General features: G+C 43.2%; 11 protein-coding genes. All 11 read right to left on the reverse strand.

Translation table 11 applies throughout. The features are described 5' to 3' along the window. Positions 1-56: 56 nt before the first annotated feature. Positions 57-4,649, reverse strand: a complete 4,593-nt coding sequence (locus GC097_RS02265; protein WP_171681713.1) for an alpha-L-arabinofuranosidase family protein — start codon at positions 4,647-4,649, stop codon at positions 57-59. A gap of 99 nt (positions 4,650-4,748) precedes the next feature. Then, the gene (locus GC097_RS02270) at positions 4,749-10,739 is read right to left on the reverse strand and encodes an Ig-like domain-containing protein (RefSeq protein ID WP_171681714.1); all 5,991 of its coding nucleotides are present in this window, start codon (positions 10,737-10,739) and stop codon (positions 4,749-4,751) included. A gap of 181 nt (positions 10,740-10,920) precedes the next feature. After that, positions 10,921-11,754, reverse strand: coding sequence for a carbohydrate ABC transporter permease (locus tag GC097_RS02275; protein WP_171681715.1), 834 nt, complete (start codon positions 11,752-11,754; stop codon positions 10,921-10,923). Further along, the gene (locus tag GC097_RS02280; RefSeq protein WP_312875596.1) at positions 11,751-12,722 is read right to left on the reverse strand and encodes a carbohydrate ABC transporter permease; all 972 of its coding nucleotides are present in this window, start codon (positions 12,720-12,722) and stop codon (positions 11,751-11,753) included. The genes GC097_RS02275 and GC097_RS02280 overlap by 4 nt, the downstream gene beginning before the upstream one ends. A 74-nt stretch (positions 12,723-12,796) precedes the next feature. Further along, positions 12,797-14,239 (reverse strand): ABC transporter substrate-binding protein, encoded by a 1,443-nt coding sequence (locus GC097_RS02285; protein WP_246293883.1) that lies wholly within the window; start codon positions 14,237-14,239, stop codon positions 12,797-12,799. Between the two features lie 144 nt (positions 14,240-14,383). Then, on the reverse strand, positions 14,384-16,186 hold the full coding sequence (locus tag GC097_RS02290) for a cache domain-containing sensor histidine kinase (RefSeq protein WP_171681716.1): 1,803 nt from the start codon (positions 16,184-16,186) through the stop codon (positions 14,384-14,386). Between the two features lie 49 nt (positions 16,187-16,235). Beyond that, positions 16,236-17,852: a response regulator gene (locus tag GC097_RS02295; protein WP_171681717.1), complete on the reverse strand. Its 1,617-nt coding sequence runs from the start codon at positions 17,850-17,852 to the stop codon at positions 16,236-16,238. A 265-nt stretch (positions 17,853-18,117) separates the two neighbouring features. Next, entirely contained in the window at positions 18,118-18,432 is a 315-nt protein-coding gene (locus tag GC097_RS02300) for a DMT family transporter (RefSeq protein ID WP_281364224.1), read from the reverse strand. After that, positions 18,432-18,773, reverse strand: a complete 342-nt coding sequence (locus GC097_RS02305) for a DMT family transporter (protein WP_171681718.1) — start codon at positions 18,771-18,773, stop codon at positions 18,432-18,434. The genes GC097_RS02300 and GC097_RS02305 overlap by 1 nt, the downstream gene beginning before the upstream one ends. A gap of 21 nt (positions 18,774-18,794) precedes the next feature. Continuing rightward, positions 18,795-19,373 (reverse strand): TetR/AcrR family transcriptional regulator, encoded by a 579-nt coding sequence (locus GC097_RS02310; RefSeq protein ID WP_171681719.1) that lies wholly within the window; start codon positions 19,371-19,373, stop codon positions 18,795-18,797. A 142-nt stretch (positions 19,374-19,515) separates the two neighbouring features. Continuing rightward, complete coding sequence (locus GC097_RS02315) at positions 19,516-20,112, reverse strand: manganese efflux pump (protein WP_171681720.1); 597 nt, start codon at positions 20,110-20,112, stop codon at positions 19,516-19,518. Positions 20,113-20,186: the final 74 nt, after the last annotated feature.

Raw genomic sequence — 20,186 nt, forward strand, 5'->3', positions numbered from 1 at the left:
GCTATCCAGCAGGTCTCTTTGACCTTTTGGACAGCCCCTTTGGGTATGCGATCTAACTAATTTTGAAGCAACCAGTCATCGAGTATCATTCTGGCCACAGCTGCCAGAACCTCAATGTCAATGACGCCTTTATTATTAATATCAGCTTTTTCAATCAGACTCCAATTGGCATCCGTTGACTTCGTTCCGTAGTACTTGGCAATCATGGACAAATCATTCACTGTCACACTTGTTTCGCCAGGAATTAATGTAATCAATGCGCCCAAGTAAGTTTGTACCGCAGCATTCAACGTACTTACCGCTTCATCCACTTGACTTTGTGAAGCCGATGAACTGTTGTAGACGGCTTGTGCGCTGCTGATGGCTGCTTTCAGGACTGTTCTCGCTGCAGCCGGATACGAACCTATTCTTGTGCCCTCTTTAGTAGCGTCGAGTTTGCCTTGCGCTTGTTCAATCGCTGTGTTCAGCGCTGTTTTGTCTGCACTTTCCGTGATGACCGAGCTATTAAACAGAGCCAATGCGTTACTCAAAGCTGTTGCTGCCGCATCCACTTGAGCTTGTGTAGATGCCGGGTTATCATTTACGGCTGCTGCGCTGTTAATGGCCGCTAACAAAATGGCCTTCGATCCGACTGGATATTGACCTGGTTGCGAACCTTCAACGGCCGATGCATATTTGCTTTGAGCATTGACAATTGTCGTGCTCAACACTGATTTATCAACGGTTGGAGCCGCAGCTTTGATTTCAAAGCTATGCGAAGCGCCTTCAATTAGCGTACCTGCACCATCTTTGGAAATTTCAAAGTTGGTCACATACACGCTTGTTGCAACCGTTTCGCTAACCCTTTTTGCAGATGCGTGAACGCTTAACAATGGACCCGCTTCCTTGACTTCATTATTCGCGCCCTCGCTGACCATAAGCACCAGAATTTGGCCTTTGTCGGCTTTAATGCCGGTATCCAAAACCCGGAAATTAGGCTTCAGGGAACTTAAAGCTTGGTCTGCCAAGGACAAAGTGCCGTTGCCGTTCGTTTTTGTATCAAACTGCAGCTTGCTCGGGTCGTAGTTCAGCACCATGCTGAGCGTTGTGAAGCTGGTACGAAGATGGCTCACACCAATACTCAGATCAATAGGTTGTGAACTTTCAACAGAAGTTGGCCCTGTTATGGTTCCAGCCGTTGCCGCTGTTGAAACGACGGTGACATTCGCTTTGGCCTTTATGCTGGTCCCTGCAACAGTACCATTGACCGTAAACGTGCCGGGTTGTGCGTATTTGGATGCGTCAATAGCTTCCCAAACCACATTTACAGCTTCAGTCGTAGTGTCATTGTATAAAGCTGTAACAACAGCTGGCAATACAGGTGCTGAACCCTGTTCCGTTGTTACAGATACATCGTTAATGCTTGTAATTTGCTTTCCTTGATACATGGTTTGAACTTCCGTCGGACTCTTATCCAGATTGTAGATTTGGAAATCGTCCAATACACCGGCTTTTAAAGGTGCACCATCCGAATAACCACTGACGCCAATTAATTTAGGGTCGCTGGTCGCGGTAATGCTATTGAGTGCTCCCTCAACCACGACTTGCTGAGCTACGCCATTTTTGTAAATAGCGCCTTGTTTCGTAACAGAATTAAAGGTGAAAGCTACATGCGTCCATTCATTTAATGTGAAAAAGTTATTCGGTGTTTGAGCGACTTTGAACAGGTTTGTTCCGTCAAGCATCATGATAATCGCGCCATTCAAGGTAATGTACCAGCCTTGACCGGCATAATTGCCATTAGGTTTGAACCATGCGACGACTTGTTCGCCGCTAATACTGGCCGTTCGCTTAAACCAGAAGGAAACGGTGATATCAGCAGGCTGCAGGTCCCGGCTGGTTCCGGCATCAATTTTACCGCCATTCATGTTAATTGCCGACCCTTCATGACCCGCTGCAATCCAAGTCGCCGATCCTCCTGTGGTCGTCTTCAAAGTTCCGTTATTCCCTTTACTGGAAGAATCCGCTACCGTAGTACCGCTGCCTTCGTTAAATTTGTACCAGAGCATCAAGTCAGTCCCTGGTGCAGGTCCCGGAGTGACGGTTACATTGGCTTTTGCTTTTATGGTTGTGCCCGCAACGGTACCATCCACCGTGAATGTCCCCGCTTGCGCATACTTCGCTGCTTCTGGCACGTCCCATGTCACTTGTAGATAATCAGTGCTCTTATCCGAAAAATTAGTCTTCACAATACTTGGAAGGAACGGCGCTACCGTTGCTCTAGTTGTGACATTAACGGGGTCAATACTTGTTATGGTCGGAGTATCAATAACCGTTACAATAGCCATTGCTTTTTCAGATGTACTTGGAACTACACCATTTACAATAAACACATTCCCTATCGTTGAGAATTTGCTTTTATCAATAGGATCCCAAGTAACAGCTACTTTCGTTGTACTGCCATTCTTCAGAATCGCGGTCACGGAAGTCGGCAGTTTTGGTGATTTATTGACTACAGCATCCAGTGTGATACATGGAATACTTAGAATATCCAACGGGTTATCGCCTGTTGTGTGCAGCCGCAATACTGTCACCGAATATTTGGACAAACTATAATCGAACTGCGTTGCAACATTGGAGATCGTCTTCGTTTTTGGCGATACTTTGGTTGGATTAGCTAACGAGTTCTCATCGGTTAGAGCGTTTGCTGCAAGTTCTGTGGCCGTCCCTTCCGATGCCAAGTTGGCAGCATTGATTCCACTCAAATTAATGCGTGTATTCAAAGCTGAATTGGAGTTATTGACCAGTTTCACAACAATGTCCCCATTAATAAGGTCTTTGCTTACAACAGAGTATACGCCTTGCTGCGCACCTGAATTTGTTTTCGTTAATGTACTCGGCAAAATGTAAGAACTTTTGCTTGTATTGCTGCTGAACAGCTTCTGTACCTGGTAAGACGTCGTACCATACACCTGTGAGTTATTAAAGAAGATGAGATCAGGCCACCATTGTGTGTACGTATTCCCTCCAGCACTTCCTAGCTTAGCAAAAGTTGGCGCATAAGAGGCGAATTTAACAACATCTCCGTTACGCTCTAATCCCGTCATGTAAGCTGCTTCGGCAAGTGCTCCCTTCATCGAGTTGCCTGTGTTGCCATCTCCATTGTTAGCCGATCCCGCATCGTTCTTAACGGCATATTCGCCAACAAACACCTGTTTGGAATTGCGATCATAACTATCGTACCGATTTGTATTGTTTAACATAAAGGAGGCATTCGTGTAATAATGCTCATCCATGACTTCAGCTCTGCCCTTCCCTTTGCCTGGATCATTAATCCAATTCCAGCCTGCGGCAACGTCAGCACTTCCACCTGTTGAAAAAATGAGGTTCATATACGGATATTTCGCTTTGATTGCATCATAGAACAATGGATATCGGTCGTAATAGTCCTGCCCCCAATGTTCGTTGCCGAGACTCATATACTTCAGATTGAACGGTGCAGGGTGACCGGCAGCAGCACGCTTAGCCCCCCATTCTGTCGTTATATCTCCATTGGCATATTCGATTAAATCAAGAGCATCCTGAATAAACGGTTGAATTTGATTTAAAGGAGTGTTCGGACCGCCCACCAAAAACTGCTCCACCATGCCGACATTGACTACCGGCAGCGGCTCCGAGCCCAGATCTTCTGCCATCAAGAAATATTCATAGAAGCCTAGACCGCCCGATTGATTTTGGGTAGGCGCAGCTCCTTTCTCGCCACGGTTGGCCGTCGACCAGAAATTGATGTTATTCGGTCTCTCCGCTACATCGCCAATCGTGTTTTTCCAATTGTACGCATTGGCCATATTTTTACCGCCAACGATCGCGCCGCCTGGAAATCTTAAAAACTTAGGATTCATGTCGGCAAGCATCTGAACAAGATCTGCCCTAAGACCGCCGGGACGATTTTTCCATGTTTTTTGAGGGAAAAGCGACACCATGTCAAAATCAATTTTGCCGACATTTTTCGTCTTAATGAACAGCTTTGCATTCACCGCTGAATCGCTGGCCTGTATAGTTGCCGTCAGTTTTTTCCATGTGCCCGTAATTTCCGAACCCGCGATTTCAACCTGGCCGTAGGATTGAGTCCCATTCGGATCCATGACGCTTACCGTCAATGGCTCAGTTAACTTATCGCTGCTTCGCACATAGACGGAAAAATCGTAACTGTCTCCTTTCTTTATAGCCATACCATCGTATCCGTCATTTGAGAATCCAACGCCGTTGCCAGGTGCAGTCACATTTAATTGCAGATAGGTTGGGTTTTTCGCATTTAGAGGATTTGTTTTCAGCGCCGTTATAGTACCTGTTCCTGTGCCGGTTTGTACTAATTTCCAAGCAAACAGCGGGGCGGCAGTTGAGTTGGCCGTGCTACCGGTAGCAGACAAGAATTCGAAAGAACGGTTCTCAACAAGCTCGGCATACAGGCCCCCATCCCCGGCGTAGTTAATATCCTCCAAAAATATCCCATTTAAGTTTGGACTGATTGTAGCTCCCCGCTGCGCCGCATTAACATCCAGCTGGTAATCGACAGGATCGGCTGCCAAAGCTGTTCCTGAAGAGGCGATAAAGGGAACCGCAATCACGACGGACATGAAAGCCGAACATACTTTCGAAAAAAGTTTCACTATACATCACCTTTCTGTTTTCGTTCGAATCGCCATACTTCCTATACCAAAGAAAAGGGGAAGACGGCTGACAGTCCACCGTCTCCCACTATCAAGCAATTAGTTTTCCAACATCCAATCGTCGATAATCATTCTGGCAACATATGCCAAGACTTGAATATCAATTGTGCCTGTGTTGTAAATATCCGCTTTTTCAATTTGATTCCAGTTTGCGTCTGTTGATTTCGTACCGTAGTACTTGGCAATGATGGACAGGTCTTTAATGGAGATTTTCGTCTCGCCAGGAACCAGTGTAATGAATTGTGTCGCGAATGTTTGCAGGGCCGCCTGCAACGCATCTTTCGCTGCATCCACTTGTGGTTGTCTGGAAGATGATTTGTCCAGTACGTCTTTAGCGCTTGTAATAGCAGCTAGCAATGTCGCTTTGGAACCAAGCTCGTACTTGCCGAGTTTGTCGCCTTCAATCGCTGCATCATACTTGCTTTGCGCACTGGCAACGGTTTCGGCTAGTTCCGTTTTGTTCACTGTACCAGGCTCTGGATCCGTTTCGATAATAACGGAGTTGCTGAATGTTGTTACGGCTGCATTCAGAGCGCTTAATGCGTTTGCTACTTCCGTTTGTGTCGATGCAGCATTATTGCTTACTGCGATTGCGTTGTTAATCGCTGTTAACAAGGTTGCTTTCGATCCGGCCGGATATTGTCCGACTTGCGTACCTTCGCTCGCATTGTCATGCTTCGTTTGTGCAGCAGCAATTGCAGCATTCAACTCTGCTTTATTGACAACGTTAATTTGAATGTTGAGCGATACGCCAGGTACTTGCGTTGCTGAACCTTCGTTAGAGACATTGAAGTCAATTAACGATACGGTTGTGATCCCTGGCTCAGCACCGGCTTTCGTTTTGGCATGCAGCGTTAACAAGTCACCCGGTTTACTTATCGCATTGTTCGCACCAATACTGGACAAGATGATGCGAATTTCGCCTTTTTGAGCCTTAACAGCTGTACCCAAGACGCTGAAATTGTCTCTCAGGGTGCTAAGCGCACTGTTCGCTAATGAGACGACATTACCATTCGAAACCGTATCGAATTCCAGCTTGGTAGGGTCGTATTTCACAATGACATCCATTGTTGTGAAGCTGGATTGCAGGTTGCTCACACCCATAGTCAAATCAAACGGTTGTGCTTGATTCACAGCTTCAGGACCAATTAATGTCGATGTAGTTACAATCGGATTGCTTACGGTTACATTGGCAACTGCCTTGATCGTTGTGCCCGCAACCGTACCATTCACACTAAACGTACCGGCCGCAGCATACTGCGCAGGGGCAATTGCATCCCAAATTACATCTAGTGATGCTGTAGTCGAATCGTTATAATTCACGGTTACAACAGCTGGCATTTGTGGCGCTGTTCCAGCGGTAGTTGATACATCAACAGGATTAATGCTTGTTATAACGGCTTGTGCCGCTACGACGGTTACGTTGGCTACTGGTTTAATCGTAGTGCCCGCAACTGTACCATTCACACTAAACGTACCGACTGCAGCATACTTCACTGGATCAATCGCAGCCCATGTTACATTGACAGGAGACGTTGTCGTATCGTTATATGTCGCATTTACGGTATTCGGCAATACTGGCGCTACTCCAGGATTCGTCGTTACATTTACTGGAGCAAAACTAGTAATTGCTTTAGCGGTTACCGTTAATGTCAGTTTTGCTACAATATTTGTCCCAGTAACAGTACCATTAAGGGTAACTGTGCCTGCGGCAGCATATTGCTCCGGAGCTATGCTCCATACGACACTGACAGGTCCGGATGTACCGTTATCGTATTGCGCTGTTACCGTTTGCGGTAATACCGGCGCTACACCAGCGACTGTGGAACTGGTTGAATTTGCAATGGATGTAATCGTTCTTGGATAGACAGTCACATTTACTTTGGCCAATACGGAAGTGCCCGCCACATGACCCAGTATGGTGAATGTTCCCGGTGAGTTCAATAAATTCGGATCATAAGCATCCCATGTTACTTTAATGTTGATATTATCCATGGAACCATCGTTATAATAAGCTTCGATGATCGATGGCAGCACTAGCGGTTTGCCGGCTGTGATCGAAATATTCTCATCCTGAATGCTGTTAATCGTTACATCGTTTGTTACCCGTACAAAGACAGTAGCTTCAGCCTCAATATTGGTTCCGTCCACTGTACCTTTTACTGTAAAACTTCCGGGAGTTGCCACTTGACTTGGCGTTACGGCATCCCAGATTACACTTCCAGCGGCCGTCGAGCCATCTTCGAAAACTTTGGTCACGGTTGGCGGCAGGACAGGCAGCACATCATGCAGTGTGCTTACTTTTACAGGTTTAACACTTGATGTTGGCGTTGTGTAAACCTTCCATTCCAAAATCCCCGTCCACTGCGTTCCTCTTGTGATCGTCATGCGCAATTTTGTTGTCGTGATTGGCGAGAAGGTTGTTGTATTGTACTTATTGAGCGCAACGCCATTGCCAACTGCGTTCGGAACATCTACGTAATCTGTGCCGTTCCAATATTGCAGCTTACTATCAGTAGGTGCCAGAATACCGCCGTTATCTGTCCACCAATACACATCGGATTTCGAGATGTTCACCGGTGTTCCCCACGTGTATTCCACCCACTGTGTTTTAGGGCTGCTGTTCCAGTTTCCGTAAGCACCGCCTGTTTTATCGGTTGAGCTAGTCGGATCATAACCGTCATTGATCGCATTCAGATTTTCCCAAGTCGAAACAAAGGAAGTTGACGGCGTAGCCGTTAAGGCCACATTCACCGCATTCGGAAGAGGATCAACCGTAACTGCGATATCTACAATTGTAGACAATTCACCATCTGTAGCTGTGAGTGTTAACACATAGTTCCCTGGTCTGTTAAACGTAGCAATCGTATTGCCGGCTGCATCTTTGGTGAAGACCGCTTGGCCGCCTTGGACTCCGCTTTTCAGGGACCAACTGGTATCCAGCGTACCGAATGGCAGTCCGTCGTCCGACATATTTACCAGCAATTTCGCTTTTAAAGGAATTTTCGCTGTCGTATCCTGTTGAACAGTCACCACCGGTGGCGTATTGACAGCATCCGGAGCTTTCACGCCTGTATTGAATACTTGGAGTTCCTTCACGCCAACATTGGACCCAGGCTTAGGAGTCATCATAACTCTTATCTTCTGCGCAGTAATCGCAGGGAACTGGACATGATTATAGTTTGCCAGTGTTGGAGATTTGTATTGTTTAGGAACCGCTTTCCAAGACGAAGTTGATTCATCGTAGTATTGAACCGTATACATAGATGGTTCTCTGTAGAAAGTTTGCGGTTTATCATTGTAATAGTAGATCTTGATATCATCGAATGTTTTCGGTGATCCAAAGTCAGCTTGCAGCCAATCTTGCGCGTTTGTCGACCCTCTTGAACCCCAAATTGGCGGGTTCGCGGTGAAAGAACCGGAAGTAAAGAAGTTGCCACTTATTGTAAATCCTGTTTTAGCATTGGATGGTGATGTTTGAGGATGCGTATAAGAAGCTGTCATTGTTGAATTCAAAGCCAAGTTTGCAGCATTGCCAGTTTCCGGCGTTAAATCCACACCAGCCTTCTGGAACAAATCAGCAGCCCTGTTATACGTATTCAAATCAACTTCCATAGCACTTTTCATTTGCGTATTGCTGTTCTGTACGGCTACAGTTGCCCCGCTGCCGTCTAAGACCTTTACGACACCTGAAGCCGAATTCCATTCCAAATGAGCCAGCTTATCCGTTCTAAGAACTAGCGAACCATTCACATACATCGAATATCCTTCTTGAACATTCGGATAATACGTTTTCCCATCTCCTGGTTTATCCCAGACGATCGTGATGTCATTGCCATGATAACGGAGGTTGTTCACCGTAAAGTGATCCCAACCGATGTCAATCGGCCATAATTCAACCGTTGAATCTGTACGAGGCACAAGTCCGATAATATCCTCGATAACGGAATAATTGTAATTGCCAAGGATATTGTGGTGAATCCCGGATCTTCCGCCAATTTGCTTCGTCGTTGGGTTCCAGTTGTACCAATACTCATTGTTGTCCAAATAGTTAATATTGCCTTGATAAGCGGTTGACCATCCAAGCCAGTACATCAACTTCTTGTACATATCCGCTGTTATGTAAGGCTGGTTCGGATATTTCCTGAGCACTTCCGTAAAGAGTCTAATATTTCCTGAAGCATTCAAATTGGCAAAGTTATTGGAACCGCCAACCCCTGCCGCTACGGAAAGAGCTTTATCCTTCTGATTTGCCGTATAGAATGGGAATACAGGGAATTCATCTTTATCTGCCCAATAGCGGAGTGACTCCAAATACTTAGGATCGTCTTTAGGTACAAGTCCGTCCATTTGGAAGGCGTAGTAATTGTTAGCTTCCTTCCAAGGAATAAATGTATTTGTTAATAAGTCCTTCTGTAAAAACATTTTTGATGATTCGTCCCACATAATGGATAAGAAGTCCGTCTTCAGCTTATTTGCAAAAGCGAACATTTCATTGGCCTTCGCTGTATTGCCGACTAACTGGTAGGCTTTTGCGGAAGCCATGGCATTCCCATAAACGAAAGCGCTTTCAGTTCGGTTTTGATTGATGTTCCCTCTTTTTTCATAATAGTGAAAAGCATTGCCATCCGCATCGTTCCCTGTCAGGGAGCCCCAATCATAATTAATGACGCCGTCTTTGTTCGTATCAAACCGATCTAGTTGACCTTTCGCATCTTTCTCAGCATACCGCGCTAAGTTATTCAAAATTTTCGGCTGACCGCCATGGACTTCATACGTTTGGAAAGCGGAATCCCCAATGTATTGGGAATAGCTGTTATTCCAGTTGGACGGTTTCCCCGGATTATCTGTAAACAGACTGTCCCTCGAAGTTTCGCCGGCTGACACCCAATCGCCATACGAATATATCGGGCTTCTGAAATATTTGAGATCCTGCATATGCATTGGTTGCGTCAATACGATGGCATTATTATAGCCTAAAGCTCCTTCTACAGAGATCGGGAACTGGTAATCATTCCCTGGAATGTTGGCATCGAGGAAGTTAAACCGGCTTAACCACCATCTGTAATAAATAATCTTCTTAATATTTTCGTCCGCAACATCCATATATGGAACGTTGTCTGCCCACCATTTGTTATACTCGCGCATCTGAGTTAGGTAAGCGGTATTGGCATCATAGTCTTTATAGCGGTTGTAATCGACGAGCGAATCCGGTATTTCATTCGTAATGAAACCCATTTGGAATTTAAGCGTAATCTTTTGATTTGGCGCCAAAGTGATGGACCTGGTTAAAATGCCATTGCTGGCTTTCATTCCTGTTCCACTGAACCGTGGATACACTTTGGTCAAATTATTTCTCACATCAAACGTACCTGTAAGCTCAGTGCCATCTTCTGAAGCTGTTTTGGCAAATGGAGAATCTGCCGTTAGGTCGAATGTTTTGGACGTTGTCCCTGTATTCGTAATCGTTACATTGTCGATAGCGACGTTGTTGTCTGTGATGAATTTGGTTTCTTCCAGCGTGTAACCGGTCGCATTATAGAACGCTGACCAATAACTTGGCGTTTGAATTCTTTTCGTCGCATCCTGCGTGAAGGTCACGCCGGGAATCTGAATGGAGTAACCCTTTTGATTCAGCAAATCAAAATAAGCGATATTGTTGCCAAAACCGATGACTGTGGCAGCGTTCGTATACATATACAAAGCTTTGCCCCGTGACATCAAATAGGTTCCTGTAGGATCATTCCCTTTCCTGGTAAGGATGCGATCCATCCAGTACGAAGTGCCTCCTGCTGCAAGATCGGCTTGATACATATCCATCATCATGCTTCTGCCGGCATCGAAAGTGGCCGGTTCAGGCGGGACCACCACATTCCCGGCTGTATTCGTGAACACAGGCATCCCAGGATCATTATTGTGCACAAAATTAGGATCTGCTGCAAAAACAGTTGTGCTAAATCCTGACACTAACGAGAACACCAAAGTTGTCGTCAAAATTTTCCTGCCAATTGATTTTTTGAACTTACTCATTTGTTACCTCCTATTGAGTGCTGAGTTATCTGGCCATTTCTTACCCCTTATTAAATGCTGCGCTATGAACATCTTCCTAGCGGAATGAACCGCCTGTTGCAGATACAGGGAACATTCCGCTAATTTTGACCACCCCCTTAAGGTAGTTAAATGGCTATCAACCGGCACAAGGCAATAACGATTACCCTTTTACGCCTGTCATCGCGATGCCTTCTACCAAGTGTTTTTGCGCAATGAGGAATAAGACTAAGGACGGCAGTACAACGACGCTTGTCGCTGCCATCATATAATTCCACTGCGCAGAGTACGTACCTTGGAACAAAGTCAATCCAAGCATTAACGTGTAGTTTTTCTCTGATGTTATAAAAACGAGCGGGCCCAAATAATCGTTCCAACTCGCAAGAAACGTTAACAAACCGACTACAATCATTGATTGTTTGCCAATCGGTAAAATAATTTTCCAATAGGTTAACAAATGGCCCGCTCCATCAATCTTCGCCGCTTCATCCATCTCTTTTGGAATCGACATAAAAAATTGTCGAAGCAAGAAGATGTTAAACACGCCGCCGCCAAACCATGCAGGTGCTATTAACGGTACGAATGTGTCCGTTAGATTTAACATTTTCCAACCGATGAAATGTGGAATCATAACAACGAAGAACGGCAGCATCAATCCGGTTAAAATCACTCCAAAAACACGGTCTCTGCCCATCCAGTTAATTCTGGAAAAACTATATGCACAGAGCGAACTGCTTAATAACACACCGACAATGGATAATCCTGTAACAATCGTGCTATTGAGAAAATATTGAGGGAACGGGTGGCTGCTGAGAGCCGTTTTGAAATTCTCCCAATACATCGAACTTGGAAAAAAGATCGGAGGATTTTTAAAAACCTCCCCCATATCAACGACTGCCGTTCTTACCATCCAATAGAAGGGAAAGAGGCAAATCACACTGCCGATGATTAAGATCCCGTAAACAAAAGCTAACTTTAGTGTCTGCTTTTTTTTCATTTGCGGTCTTCCTGCCCTTCGTAGTACACAAGCGATTTTGAAAATTTAAAGAAAATCCAAGTGAACAATAATATGATCAAAAACAGGAGAACTGCGCTCGCGCTTGAAGTTCCGAAGTTAGAGAATTGAAACCCTTCTCTAAATAAGTACAGCACATATAAATAGCTTGCTTTATTCGGTCCTCCTTGTGTCATGACATACGGTTGGACGAATGTTTGAAATGCGTTAATGAACCCGATTACCGTATTGAAAAATATGATGGAAGAGCTCATCGGAACTGTAATGTAAAACAACTTTTGAATACTGTTTCCACCATCCACTTCCAAGGCTTCATAAAGATGAGAAGGGATATTCTGAAGACCGGCTAGAAAAATAACGATCATGTTGCCTGTAGTCCATAAGCTGACTAGGATTAATGTAGGGATAACGGTGGCGTCCGAAGACAGCCACAAGGAAGTTGGCAAATGTAACGTGTTAAGTACATAGTTGACAATACCGAAATTCGGCTGCAATAACCAAAGCCAAATGATAGAGGATGCCGCGAGCGGAATAATAACAGGCAAATAAAAAATGGCACGAAAAATGGTTCGTCCTCTTATTTTCATGTTTAACAAAATGGCAATGAAAAATGAGAATACAATGCCGGCCGGCACACTGACCATAACATAATAAAAGGTAGCCTTGACTGCCGGATAATAGAAAGCATCTTTGCCTGAAAGTAAATGCATGTAATTATCGAACCCGACCCATTTGGGAGCAGATACAATATTATACTTCGTAAAACTGAGGTAAACCGTGTACAATATTGGCCCAATTACAAATATGAGAAATCCTAAAAGGACAGGTGAAGCGAACAAAAGTCCGCTTATCAGTTCACGTACAGCTCGTTTCTTGACCATTTTTGTTGATGAGGTAATGACTTGATTTTGTTCAACACCAATCTCCATCGCGATCTCTCCTGCACTCATTTATCTGATTAGCCGACAACACCAGATTTGCCGGCTAATCATGTATCTCACGCTTTGCTATCCGTTAACGTTGATTAGTTAGAACCAAATCTGCCCTTAATCTCCGGTTGAACTTTCGGGGCAAGATCTTTCAGCGCTTTTTCTGCGGTTGATTTACCCAACCAAACCGGATCAAGTGCCGAGAACGTCATATCCGTCACTTTACCGAAGTTCATCAAATAATAACCAGGACTTGCCACGCCATTATTCAATAAGTTGTTCATAAATGCATCTTTGAAACCTTCCGGATGCGCAGGATTATTTTCAGCCCATTGTGAAACCAATGCAGGATCCGTGTACCATTTTTTCATCGTTGGCATCCACAAACCGTCTTTATACAAATCAATGGCACCCGCTGGATCCGCTAAAAATTTGGTCAGCATCCATGTTTCTTCCAAATGTTTGGTGGATTTATAAATGACGCTGGCACCGCTAATTCCCATGGCAATGCTTTGTTTCATCTTCGGCAATGCGCCAATGCCATAGTTGACTTTTGCTGCTCCAAGATCAAGGTTAATCCATTGTCCATGCATGCTCATCGCTACAATTTTGGATTGCAGGGCAACAGCCTGGGATGGAATCGATTTCATTTGCGTAGGTGACGGAGCAACATGATATTTAGTAATTAAATCAGCGAGTCTTTGAACAGCTTCAACCGCTTCCGGTTGGTCGAGCGCGAATGTTTTCCCGTCTTTCGAAATGATATCGCCGCCATTATTGACGACTTGAGCCATAATCGGTCCCCACCAGCTTTCGAAGGAAACGCCGAATTGTTTGATGTTATTCGCGTCAAAATTCGGGTCAGCCGCATTTTTGCCATTTTTATCAAGTGTTAATTTCTGAGCTGCAGCGACAAATTGATCCCAAGTCCACGCATTTTCAGCTTTTGCTGGAGGTACGTCCACTTTTGCCTCGGCAAACAAATCTTTATTGTAGAAAATGGCAAACGACTCTGCTGCCGTACTTATCGCATACGTATAATTAGGTTTTGTGCCGTTGAACCATATGTAATCGAGGAAATCTGATTTTTTTAATTCTTTATCCGTTGCAAACAGATCGTTGATGTTAACAAACTTCTCTTCATTTTGCCACGCTTCCCCTAATTCCGAGTGCATATAACCGGCATCCGGTGCTTCATTACCAGCTACCATAGCCGTAATTTTCGCATCATAATCCGATTCCGGAATGAACACAGGATCAACAGTAATCCATGGGTATTTCTGTGTAAATTTTTTCGTTGCATTCTCGATCGCCGTCTTTTCTTGAGGACTGCCCCAATAGGTGTACTTTAATTTGACGGGGTCTTTCTTCGCCTCAGGCGACGCTGCCGCTTCTTTGCTTGCTTGAGGCAAAGTTGTTGCCGCTGGTGATGGTGATGTCGGCGCCTCTTTGGTACTGGTTGTACAGCCTGTGAGAGTAATCATGGATGCGAATAAAACAACGAGAGAGCGTTTCATCATTCTTTTTTTCTGTTGCAATTTGTTTTCCTCCCTTATCACTCTAAGTTCTTCATAAGGTTTCACTTATGTAATTACAATATATCGAATGCGCTTACATCTTGATATTCGAAAGTTTTTGGTTTAGTGGATTATTCTTATATTTTCATCAGAAATGTCTCTACACTAAAAAATATCCACATCGCTCTCAAAAATGCGATAAGGAAACACAATATGAACGCTCATGCCAACGCCAACTTGCGAGTCAAAAGAGATACCGTACTCCTGACCAAACAAAAGCTTTATACGTTTATCAATATTGCTCATCCCTACACGCTCCGAATCGTTCTCCATCATCTTTTTCATTTGTGCGCTACTAATTCCCTTTCCGTTATCCTGCACAGTAAAATGCACGGTCGTTTCATTTTTCCTGCCGATAATTCGGATCATCCCGCCTTTTTCCAGTGAGTCAAATCCGTGAATAATTGAATTTTCGATAATCGGCTGAAGAAAAAGCTTAGGTACCGTACAATTATTTAAGTCTGGGTCCATATCATAGTGAACGCCAAATATGCCCTCATAGCGAGTGCTCATAATATGCAAATAACCTTTCAACCATTTCATATCTTCTAAAAGGGAGACGACTTCTTTTTTATTATGCACGGTATATTCCAGCATCGTGGATAAACTAATAATCATCCGGCTAATGTCATCCTGATTTTTGTCTATCGCCATCCAGTTGATAATATTTAACGTATTGTAAAGAAAATGAGGATTGAGCTGCAGGTTCAAGGCCATAATTTCCGCCTCTTTTTCCCGCAATTTCACCTCATAATTCTCAGTAATCAATTGTTGTATTTTTTCATTCATTTGATTAAATTTACTGAAGAGAAATCCGAACTCTTTATCCGAAAGTTCCGGCATTTTGGTTGTAAACTTCCCAAAGCCAATCAAGTGAGTAGCAACCAACAATTTCTTGATCGGATTCGTTAACCATCCGGATAGCAGATAGGCGATAATAATCGATAAAACCATTAGAAATATGCTTAGATACAATGTATACGTCCGTAAATTCGACAAATTCACAATTAATTGGTCATACGGCACGAAGGCAGCCGTAATCCAGCCGGTTGTTTGCATCCGGTCAAAACAGACCAGCATTTTTTTCCCACCAACCATGCTGATCAGCGAACCGCTATTTTGCAATGCGGCGTCTTTGAACCACTTTGAATCTATGTACGATTTGATATGATTGGATTGCGATGGCGAGATGACTCTTCCTTCCCTAGACAGCACATAGGTATATGCCCCTGTAACAGGAAGACTGTCGGCAAACACACTATGAAACAAGTCAGCCTTCACATTTATTAAAAGGACAGGTCTTTCAATGCTTTCTTCCATATAATGGATGGAACCATTTTGGAAATACGTGCTGTTAATCGTACGGGCAGCAGCAAACAAACTGTATTCGTCGTTCTTCAATATTTCCCCGCTTTTCACGATTTCGGACACTTCGTAATTGGGTATCCAAACGAGTCCGCCCTGTGACAGCTTTGCTTTATTGTAAATACTGGAATCAAGCACTTTTTCTTGTGAAATGGAAACATTGGTACTTCCGAAAGTGAAATAACTTGTTAATAGATTTGCGGAATAAATATCCCCGTTCTCAATAAAATATTGATTTAAAATATCCTTAATTCGCTTATCGCTTTGGATTAATTGAATGTCATCCTCTTTTTTCATAGCCTTCAAGAGTGAATACAATTCGACATTGGAAATCGTGGATAATGTACTTTCTTGTAATTTGTAAAGCTTATTATCAATGATTTGATTATCTTTTTTGACAATTTCATAGATATGTTTACTTGCATTTTCCAGAATGATTTGAGAACTTGTGCTGTAAAATTTTAAACCGATCACGATTGATGGAACCGTAATAAGCAGAATATAGGAAATCGTTAATTTATCCCTGAACCTGAGCTTATTCATGAATCTGCCTAAGAATTTAACGCTTGGCCTCACTGTGCATCAACTCGCTTTATGATTTATTCACACTGGACATGTTCAAAGCAATTCTTCGGTATTCCTCCGGTGTTACGCCGAATTCCTTTTTAAATACCCGATTGAAATATTTGGTATCTTTAAATCCGATTCTTTTGGATATTTCATAAATTTTGAAATCCGATTCTTCCAGAAACTCCTTACCTTTTCTTAATCGTGTCCGAAGCAAGTATTGGCTGAACGAAATTCCCGTGTTAACTTTGAAATAATGACTAAAATAACTCGTATTAAAATAAAACTTGCTCGCCACTGACTCCAAAAACAGATCTTCTGCGTAATTTTCCTCAATATATTGCAAACATGTCTTGATGATCATTTCTTTTTTCCAATTTCTAGTATTTAAAATATTATCGATCATTTCGTTTAACAGCTCGCTTACGGTATTTCGCATGCTTGAAAAGAAAGAACTTTTTTTCATCGTATCTTCGAATTTTTTTAATAGCTCTTTGTAATAATCTTCTAGCATCACATCTTTAAAATGATGAATCAGGTGCAAGATCATGCGCAGCATAAACTCTTTAAAAGCATCAGGCAATGGAAGCCCCTTGCTAATCTGTTTGTCGAAAATTGCATGAATCAAGCGAACGGCTTTCTCTTTATCCGATTCTCGAACAGCATCTTGCAGTTCTTCCTCTTCCCGATATTTCGTAAGAACACGATCGCTTGCTGCCGGGATAATATCTTCCAGTGAAATAATAATAGCGCTTCCAAGGAAAAACTGATAAGATAATGCTTTTTTGGCATCTTCAAATGACTGATTGATTTGTTTTAAGACGTCCTCACATTCGCTTCCGAGCGCCATCGTCAATTCCAAATCGCATTTTTTCATACTTCGGATGCATGCTTGCATGTTATCGAGAGTTTCTGTTGAACGAATATCGACTGTATGGGTTGAGACTACCGTAACAAGAATGGTTCTTTTATCCTCTAAAAAAAAGGAAACCGACCGGGATAAAGGCCCCAGGGATTGTTCCACTTTTTCCTTAACCATTTGTCTCGTCTGGGATTCATCGGTCCTTGAGCTTGATTTAGCAGCATTGATTTCAGTCAGCAAAACGGTGCCTTTTCCGATAATAGAAGGAAGCAGCTTCTCCACCTCAGCTAAACGGTTTCCCTCCAAATGTCCTGCTATCCATTGATTCATCAAGTGATCGTTGTAAATGGGGAGCGTTTGATTCAGCTTAGTGATTGTGTATTGATTTTCTTGCAGTTGGGTTTGATTCGCCAGCATCGCTTTTTCGATCTTATCCAAGGTATGATCCATGGTTGTAACATCCACAGGTTTGAGCAAATATTCACATACACCTAGACTTATAGCCTTTTGGGCGTATTCAAATTGTCTGTAGCCGCTAAGAATAACGAGAATTGGCGGTTTATCATAAGATTCAAGTCGTTCAAGAAGCTGTAACCCATCCATTTGGGGCATGCGGATATCGCTAAAAACAATGTCGATTCGATTGTCTGCCATAATCGTAAGCGCATCGTTCCCGTTTTTGGCTTTAAACACTTGATAATTCGGTTTTAATTTACTGATCAGGTTCGCAAGTCCATCCCTATGCCTGGGTTCATCATCTACAATTAAAAGATTGTACATTGAACTACCCCCCTTTATTTATTTAATCCCATAGGAAATCTCTAAAATAAGGCCCACAAGCAACAATTTCACCAAAAAGGCGACACTTCCTGCTAATAAATTTTCTTTCGACAAAGGTTCCTTTGATTATTCAAAAAGTTACAAAAAACTGTTTTTATAGTGTTCGTATAAACCCATTAGGAGAGTATTATTTGTAAATATATGTAAAAGAAAAAACCTCTCCAACGTGGAGAGGTTCAATTCAAAAGAGAAAGATTTTATGTGGTTAAGCCATTAATTTTAAACCAACTGCAGCGCCCAATACCATCATGATGAACATAATTCGTTTCCAATCCTTGGATTCGCCATAGAACAGCATCCCCACAATGGCTCCGCCCACCGTGCCGATCCCTGTCCAAACCGCGTAAGAAGTACCCATCGGCAAGCTTTTCATCGCCAGGCTCAAGAGCCCGAAACTCATAATGATGCCTACGATAAATATACTGAACGAACGGAAGTTTTTTGCCTTATTAATTTGATTCATACCCACAACGCCTACGACTTCAAAGATCCCGGCAAACATGAGAAAAATCCAACCCATCAGACTGCAGCTCCCTTCGTATTATGCTCTTTCGTCACGAATTTTAATCCAAAAACGCCGGATAAAAGAAGAAGAATGAGGCATACTTTAAGAATCCTGAACGGTTCTCCGAACAGCAGCATTTCCACTAATACAGTGCCTGCTGTCCCCATGCCGGTAAAGACGGCGTACACGGTCCCCACAGGCAGTTTGGTCGATGCACTAATTACCAGATGAAATGAAATATACATCGCAATGATTGTGCCTATCCACATCCATGCCGTACTCGAATGTTTTAAACCTGTGACCCACAAAACTTCAAAAAAAGCGCCAATAAATATATAAACCCAATTACGATTCATGTGTATGGTCCTCCTGCTGATTTACTTTTTGATGCCGCGCCAATAGATGAACCAGGAAGCCTCAATCCTTTTGAGTGATCGTTCAGCTCCGCCGAACAGCAATTCTACAAACATGCCGTCGAGCACAGCGAGAAAAGCAATTGTCGCTATATCACTTTTAACTTCAGGACTAATGTTCCCTGCTTCAATCGCTTGATCGAAGACCGGAATTAACATGGCTTCCAGCGTATCTAAATAACGATAACCTTCTTTGACAATGATGTCATAGAGATGCGAAGGCGGGAAAAAGGCCACCCGCAAGAAAAACTTGGTGTTATCATCTTTTTCGTAGCAATCCTGATATTGGATAAGAAAGTCATAAAGAAGCTGATCAATGGCTAGATCTTTATAGCGATCAAAATAATCTACAGCAAACCTTAATTCTTTATCCAGCGCATCGCCGAGCAGAGCAAGGAAAAGTTCATCTTTCCCTTTGAAATGCGTATATATGGACTGCTTCTTAATACCGACTTCAGCTGCGATATCCGCCAGCGACGCACCTTCATATCCGTTCTTGGCAAACTGTCTCAAGGCAACCTCTTTAATTCTCGTTGCGGTCATGTTCATCATCCTTCCGAACGTTCGTCAGGATGATTGTATCACGTTCTCGCGCCTAGAGCAACTGATCGCAAACAAAAAAACAACCCTCTCTCGTCCTCAGACGGAAAAGGTTGTTTTGGCTTTACTTTCTCGAATATGCAAATTACACAAACATTTCGTACAATCCTATGCAAATTAAAAGAACGCCGCCAAGCAAATTGAACCATTTGCCAATCAACGTCTTCGCAATTTGCTGTCCGGCACGTACGCCAATATCGACGGTCAGCAGGGAAAACAAACCAATGAATAACGTCGTCATGATCGGAGATAGTCCCGTCACCCCGGCTCCAAAACCTCCAACAACACAGTTAAGCGCTAGCGCAACTCCAAGTGTCAGCGACTCTTTCCATGAAATCACTTTATTATTGTCTTTGTCAGCTTTATTAGGACTATGAATGTATGAGGTAATCCCATTTTCATTTTGAATTTTAGAGTTGCTTTTATAATCGGATATAACGGCATAAATCCCAATAAGGATGATTAAAGCTCCTCCGCCCCAGTTTGCATAATTGCTTGGAACATATTGTGAAATCACCATACCTAAAGTGATGGACAGATAAGCAGCAATCATTGAAAGAATGGCAATAACTAAGTTTGAAATAAAGGGAACACGCGTAGATCGTGCGCCAAATGAAACGCCGATACCCAAATTATCCAAATTCGCCGCAAGCGCAATTCCGATCATTGAAATCCAGTGCATATCACTACCTCCTCCGTATCTAGATGATAAGATATGCACACTGAGCCCAAAAGTTTCGTTCTTCGTTCTCCTCC

Origin of the sequence: Paenibacillus planticolens, from assembly GCF_013141725.1 — a bacterium.
Taxonomy (GTDB): domain Bacteria; phylum Bacillota; class Bacilli; order Paenibacillales; family NBRC-103111; genus Paenibacillus_E; species Paenibacillus_E planticolens.